Here is a 7,167-nt window from a genome sequence, read left to right on the forward strand (position 1 = left end):
CTTTTTATAGCATTAAGCGGCTTTCGCGCGGTAAGATGAAGGTACTAATTGTTTTCGGGAGGAAATCGGAATGCACAAACAAGAGATAGCTTATACAAAGTCGGCGATGACGAAAGAACAATTTTTCTATACATATAAGGAATTAGCACATAAGCATGATAGTCATATCCTTCTTGAAAGTGGGCGTGGTGGTGCGTTATGTATGGCGGGGGTTGATCCGCTCGTCACATTGCGGACATTGAATGGAGATAAAATACAACTTATCTGGCGTGATGGAACGGAAGAAGTGAGAGAAGGGGAGCCTCTCGAACTACTGACCGATTTCATCCGGTCGTATGAAATGGAATCTATTCCGGGCCTGCCCGATTTTCAAGGCGGTGTAGCCGGTTTTATCAGTTACGATTACGTTCGGCGCTATGAAACTATCCCGGTCGGAACGGTAGACGACCTAGATACACCTGACCTGTTTTTCTATTTATTCGACCGCTGGGCAGTACTTGACGTCAAGACGGACACGGCTTATTTCATGACTCTTCCAAATCTCGGATTGGACCCGGATGATTTGGAATCCGAATGGATCGCGGCCGCTTCAAAAGGATTGGAAAAACAGGTGTTTTCACCGGGCAAAGCGGCAGAAATCTCCGTAGGTGAAGATGATCTCGCTGTATCCGTAAACAGACCTCAGTTTGAACAGATGGTCCGCGATGTGCAGAATTACATTGCGCAGGGAGATGTCGTTCAGGTTAATCTCTCAGTAAGACAATCAAAAGTGCTTACTGCAAATCCGCTTGATATGTATGAAGCGCTTCGTTCATTTAATCCATCACCTTATATGGCGTCACTCGGTTCGCCGGAATTTGCCGTCGTCTCAGGTTCACCTGAACTGTTAGTGAAAAAGCGTGGGGATGAATTGAGTACGCGACCAATTGGCGGGACGCGACCGAGAGGGAAAAACGAAGACGAAGACGAAATACTGCAAGCGGACTTATTATCAAATGAAAAAGAAACGAGCGAACATATTATGCTCGTAGATTTGGAGCGGGAAGATTTTGAACGCATTTGTGCACCTGAAACGGTGGAAACGGATGAATTCATGGTCGTGGAAAAATATTCGCACGTCATGCACCTCGTGTCGAACGTCCGCGGAACAGCCGCCGAAGGCATTTCGAATGCTGCCATCGTCAAAGGAGTATTTCCGGGTGGTTCAATTACAGGTTCTCCGAAACTACGGACGATGGAAATCATCGAAGAACTCGAACCGACACGAAGAGGTTTATATACAGGGTCGATTGGCTGGTTTGGTTTTAACGGCGATTTCGAACTGAATATCGTCATCCGGACAGCATACATCAAGGAGGGGATTGCACATATCCAAGCGGGGGCAGGCCTTGTCCCTGATTCATCGCCTGAAGCGGAATACGTTGAATCGCTGAATAAAGCAAAAGCTCTTTGGCAAGCGAAGGTGATGGCAGAAAAGTAAGAATGGAGGACTCGGTATGTGGTGCTGGATGAATGGTGAATACCTGCGGGCGGAGGAATTGAAGATATCCCCGTTCGATCATGGATTTCTATATGGCGCCGGTTTTTTTGAAACATTCCGGACCTATGAAGGCGACGTATTCTTGTATGATGAACATATGGACAGACTAAACAGTGCACTCAAGGAATACCGGATTGAGATGCCTTATAATAGGGAAGAAATCCTTGCCGCGATCCGTAGATTGGATGAATTAAGTGGTTGTCAGGACGGATACTTCCGGTTAAATGTCTCGGCGGGCGTCCATGACATTGGGCTAGCACCTTCATCCTACACATCGCCGAACGTCATTTTATTCAGAAAAGAATTGGCTTCAACTGTTCGTGGTACAGAAAAAAGAGCGGTTTGGCTCGACACCCCGCGTAACCAACCGGAAAGTGCTGTGCGCCACAAATCACATAACTTCCTGAACAATGTACGGGGGCGGTTGGAGCTGCCTTCATTGAAAGAGATAGAAGGGCTTTTCGTGACGGCGCAAGGTTTTGTCGCGGAAGGCGTTACGTCAAATGTCTTTTGGGTGAGGGATGGCGCACTGTTTACACCGGCTATCGAAACGGGGATTCTTCCGGGGACGACGCGTGCCTTTGTCATTGAGTGTGCTAAATCTGATGGAATCGTAGTGGATGAAGGGTTTTACGGCAAAGGACATGTAGAAGGGGCGGACGAGCTTTTCGTCACGAATGCAGTGCAGGAACTTGTGCCGCTATCTATGATAGAAGAAACTCGGCTTCCGGGAGCTTCAGGCGTTTATTATAAAAAATTGCATGAAAAGTATATACAAGCGTTAAATCAGATGAAAGAAGGTAGCTGTTGATGAAGTTGGCTCATGCACGCGACACATACAAGTTTGGAAACACAGAAATGGATTTCAAAAAAGAAACAGTTATTATGGGGATTTTGAATGTCACACCGGATTCGTTTTCAGATGGTGGAAAATACGGACGAATTGATACTGCGCTTAAGCATGCGGAAGGGATGCTTCGCGACGGCGCGAAAATCATCGATGTAGGCGGTGAGTCGACTCGTCCTGGGCATATCCCGATTTCGTTGGAAGAAGAGCTTGAACGAATAGTTCCAGTCATTAAGGCATTGACGAAAGAACTAGGATGCACGGTGTCGATTGATACATATAAGGCGGGAGTCGCGGAAGAAGCGGTGCTGGCGGGTGCGCAGATTATAAACGATATATGGGGGGCTAAACGTGAGCCATATATTGCCGACGTTGCGGCGAAGTACAATGTGCCGATTATTTTGATGCATAACCGCGAGAAGGCGGTATACGAAAGTGATTTCATGGATGAAGTAATCGCCGACTTGGAAGAGAGTGTCCGTATTGCAGCTGCGGCAGGCGTAGCGCATGAAAATATGTGGCTCGATCCAGGCATCGGCTTCGCTCGGAATGCAATTCAAAACATATGGACGATGCAAGGGCTCGATCGGATTTCTGAGATGGGCTATCCTGTCCTCCTCGGAACATCACGGAAGTCGCTTATCGGAAGTGTGCTGGGATTGCCTGTCAAGGAACGGCTGGAAGGTACAGGTGCAACGGTCTGTTATGGAATTGAACATGGCTGTCACATTATGCGGGTCCATGACGTGAGAGAAATTGCGCGTATGGCGAAAATGATGGATGTGCTAACCGGGAAATCGGATTTCGAACAATAGGAGGATGCAGTATGGATTATATTCATCTGAATGAATTGGAGTTTTACGGTTATCACGGGGCGCTGCCCGAAGAAACGAAACTTGGCCAGCGTTTCCGAGTGACGGTATCGTTGGCTACAGATCTTGCGGAAGCTGGAAAAACAGATGATCTGGATAAGACGGTGAATTATGCGGAAGTATATAGTGTGTGCAAATCGATTATCGAAGGTGAACCTGTAAAATTAATCGAGACAGTTGCAGAAGTAATTGCGGCTGATGTATTGGAGAAGTTTGCGGATAAAGTGACTGGCGTCCGTGTTGTGCTAGTCAAACCAGATCCGCCAATTCCTGGTCATTATGTGTCGGTGTCGGTCGATATTACAAGGGGGCGTTTCGTGTGAATGTGGCTTATGTCTCAATCGGATCGAACATCGGAGATAGGTTGCGTCATCTGACGGAAGCTGTGCGGGGACTTCATTTTCATGAAGGGATAACGGTTACTTCGGTATCGTCGGTTTATGAAACAGCACCTGTCGGTTTTACTGAGCAAGCCGATTTCTTAAATATGGTATTGTGCGTGGAAACGGATTTAGCGGCGCAGCACCTGTTGGAAGTGTGTCAAAAGATTGAGCATGGACTAGGCCGGGTTCGCGATATAAGATGGGGTCCGCGGACTGCTGACCTTGACGTATTGTTGTATAATAACGACAATATTATAACAGAGAACTTGATAGTACCGCATCCGAGAATGCATGAGCGGGCTTTTGTTCTCGTTCCACTTCTGGAAATTGCACCTTTAATGGCAGATCCGATGCCGGATGAAGGTGTTTTACTTTGGAAGAAAGTTAACGGGGTCGATGATTTCCTGCTAGAAGGCGAATGAAATGTCTCTAGCCATCTAGTCGGTGAAAATAGGTAATGGGCTTTTAAAGGGAAGGAAGAAATTGAGTGAATGATAGTAAAGAGAGACGATTTAAAATCGGTGACATTACAATGGACAACCGTGTTGTCCTTGCACCGATGGCAGGTATTTGCAACTCGGCTTTCCGCTTGACGGTTAAAGAGTTCGGTGCCGGACTCGTATATGCGGAAATGATCAGTGATAAAGGGATCGTGTACAAAAACGATCGGACGATGGGTATGCTTCATATAGATGAACGTGAGTATCCATTATCCCTGCAGATTTTCAGGGGAGTAAAAGAGACGCTCGTTGACGCTGCACAATACGTCGACAAACATACGGCGGCAGACATCATAGATATCAATATGGGTTGTCCTGTAAACAAAATTATCAAATGTGAGGCGGGAGCGAAATGGCTTCTTGACCCTAACAAAATTCATGAGATGGTTTCAGCTGTCGTTGATAATGTCGATAAACCGGTTAGTGTGAAGATGCGCATCGGCTGGGATGATGAACATATCTTTGCGGTGGAAAATGCTAAAGCGGTCGAGGCTGCGGGCGGCGCGGCAGTTGCTGTCCGCGGACGGACGCGCTTACAAATGTATGAAGGCAAAGCGAACTGGGATATCATCCGCCAGATGAAGGAATCGGTATCTATCCCTGTAATCGGAAATGGCGATGTGGAAACACCTCAAGACGCGAAACGAATGCTGGACCAAACAGGCGTTGACGGTGTAATGATCGGGCGTGCAGCTTTGGGGAATCCTTGGATGATCTATCGTACTGTCCAATACCTCGAGACGGGTGAGCTGATGGGTGAACCGACTGCGCGTGAGAAAATTGATGTATGTCTTCTTCACTTCCAGCGTCTAATGGCGTTGAAAGGTGAACATGTCGCTGTACGCGAAATGCGCAAACATGCGTCTTGGTATATGAAGGGAATTCGAGGTAACGCAAAAATACGCAACCTAATCAATACAATGGAAACGGCTGATGAATTAACCAGCCTGATGAACGGCTTTGCCGATGAAATGATGCAACGTGAGCAAGTGGCAGTGGGTGTAAGTGCCGTTTGAATCGGATAATCCGGGCTGCCAGTATTGTGGCAGCTTTTTTTATGAACCAATCGGGGATGCGGATAAGTAAAGCGTGTCCAGGCGGCGCAAATTGTGTACAATAGATGCATGCTATCCAATGTACGGATAATGATGAAGGAGTGAAAGAAATGTCACACTTGGATGAAATGAACGATCAGCTTTTGGTGAGACGCCAGAAGATGGAAGATATACGGGAAAGTGGAATGGATCCATTCGGCTCAAGATTCGAACGGACACATCTCTCAAATGAAATTAGGGAACGCTATGAAGGGCTCTCGAAAGAAGAGCTTGATGAAACACCACATGAAGTGACAGTCGCAGGCCGTATTATGACGAAGCGCGGAAAAGGGAAAGCTGGATTCGCGAATCTCCAAGATCTTGGTGGTCAAGTTCAAATCTATGTAAGACAAGATGCAATCGGTGAGGATGCGTACAAACTCTTCAATAGTACAGACCTTGGTGATATCGTCGGAATTTCCGGAACGATTTTCAAAACAAAAGTCGGTGAACTATCTATTAAAGCGACGGAGTTCACATTCCTTACAAAAGCACTGCGTCCTTTGCCGGAGAAGTTCCACGGATTGAAAGATATCGAACAGCGCTACCGCCAACGGTATTTGGACCTGATTGCAACGGAAGGCAGTAAAGAAACTTTCATCTTGAGAAGCCGGATCATCCAGTCGATGCGCCGTTACTTGGATGGACAAGGTTTTCTTGAAGTGGAAACACCGATGCTTCATGCTGTTGCAGGCGGAGCTTCCGCACGTCCGTTCGTTACACATCACAATGCGCTCGACATGACGCTCTATATGCGTATTGCAATTGAACTCCACTTGAAGCGCCTTATTGTCGGCGGACTCGAGAAAGTGTATGAAATCGGACGTGTTTTCCGTAATGAAGGAATCTCAACTCGTCACAACCCTGAATTCACAATGATAGAACTATATGAAGCATATGCGGATTATAACGATATTATGGAATTGACGGAAAATCTGGTTGCACACATTGCACAGGACGTGCTTGGTACAACGCAAGTACAATATGGGGAAGATCTGATTAATTTAGCGCCGGGGTGGACTCGTCTACATATGGCTGACGCGATAAAAGAATACACGGGCGTCGACTTCTGGAAAGAGATGACGAAGGAAGAAGCTCATGCGCTAGCCAAAGAACACGGAGTAGAAGTGAAGCCGGTGATGGAAGTAGGACATGTGTTGAATGAATTCTTCGAACAGAAAGTTGAAGAGCAACTTGTGCAACCGACATTCATCTATGGACATCCGGTTGAAATCTCTCCGCTTGCGAAGAAAAATGCGGAAGACGGCCGCTTTACAGATCGGTTTGAATTGTTTATTGTACGTCGTGAACACGCGAATGCATTTACAGAGCTGAATGATCCAATCGATCAGCGCGAACGCTTCGAATCACAGCTTGTTGAGAAAGAACAAGGGAATGACGAAGCGCACGATATGGATGATGACTTCATTGAAGCACTTGAATATGGATTGCCGCCTACTGGTGGGCTTGGAATCGGTGTCGATCGACTTGTCATGCTGTTAACAAATGCGCAATCGATTCGTGACATCCTTCTATTCCCGCAGATGCGTTCAAAAGAATAAAGGTAATAACCGCTATGCATGCCTCTTGAAAGGGCCTTGTATAGCGGTTTTTGTTTTACTGGAGAAGTAATTGAAACTATTTTTGAAATTAGTGTTGCATTTAAAAAGACCAGGTGTTATATTAGATAACGTTGCCAGTCCGACATATCGAAAACAGTCAAACAACGAAAAAAGAAATTGAAATTAGTTGTTGACACGGACGGCCTAACTTGATATGATATAAAAGTTGTCACCGAAACAACGATAACTGAGAGTGAGAGGAACACAATACGATTACTCTCGAATGAACCTTGAAAACTGAACAGCAAAACGTCAATGAAATACAGCGAGAGTGCTAACGCACTTGAGCAAAACGTTTCTTAGTAAGCT

General features: G+C 46.3%; 7 protein-coding genes. All 7 read left to right on the top strand.

Translation table 11 applies throughout. The features are described from left to right. Positions 1-70: 70 nt before the first annotated feature. The 7 genes from HDC33_RS16165 (at position 71) to lysS (ending at position 6,798) form a co-directional block, all read left to right on the top strand. Positions 71-1,480 carry an anthranilate synthase component I family protein gene (locus HDC33_RS16165; protein ID WP_179393608.1) on the top strand — a complete coding sequence of 470 codons (1,410 nt, stop codon included), beginning with the start codon at positions 71-73 and terminating at the stop codon, positions 1,478-1,480. A 16-nt stretch (positions 1,481-1,496) separates the two neighbouring features. Continuing rightward, complete coding sequence (gene pabC / locus HDC33_RS16170; protein ID WP_179393609.1) at positions 1,497-2,351, top strand: aminodeoxychorismate lyase; 855 nt, start codon at positions 1,497-1,499, stop codon at positions 2,349-2,351. Then, positions 2,351-3,202 carry a dihydropteroate synthase gene (folP, locus tag HDC33_RS16175; protein ID WP_179393612.1) on the top strand — a complete coding sequence of 284 codons (852 nt, stop codon included), beginning with the start codon at positions 2,351-2,353 and terminating at the stop codon, positions 3,200-3,202. Before pabC ends, folP begins: the two co-directional genes overlap by 1 nt. Positions 3,203-3,213: 11 nt before the next feature. Beyond that, positions 3,214-3,582, top strand: a complete 369-nt coding sequence (gene folB / locus HDC33_RS16180; RefSeq protein WP_179393610.1) for a dihydroneopterin aldolase — start codon at positions 3,214-3,216, stop codon at positions 3,580-3,582. Then, positions 3,579-4,064 (top strand): 2-amino-4-hydroxy-6-hydroxymethyldihydropteridine diphosphokinase, encoded by a 486-nt coding sequence (folK, locus tag HDC33_RS16185; protein ID WP_370457495.1) that lies wholly within the window; start codon positions 3,579-3,581, stop codon positions 4,062-4,064. The genes folB and folK overlap by 4 nt, the downstream gene beginning before the upstream one ends. Before the next feature lie 65 nt (positions 4,065-4,129). Further along, positions 4,130-5,158, top strand: a complete 1,029-nt coding sequence (dusB, locus tag HDC33_RS16190) for a tRNA dihydrouridine synthase DusB (RefSeq protein ID WP_370457496.1) — start codon at positions 4,130-4,132, stop codon at positions 5,156-5,158. Positions 5,159-5,307: 149 nt separating this feature from the next. Then, positions 5,308-6,798: a lysine--tRNA ligase gene (gene lysS / locus HDC33_RS16195; protein WP_179393611.1), complete on the top strand. Its 1,491-nt coding sequence runs from the start codon at positions 5,308-5,310 to the stop codon at positions 6,796-6,798. The last annotated feature ends 369 nt before the right edge of the window (positions 6,799-7,167 follow it).

Source organism: Sporosarcina sp. JAI121, from assembly GCF_013408665.1.
Lineage (GTDB): Bacteria > Bacillota > Bacilli > Bacillales_A > Planococcaceae > Sporosarcina.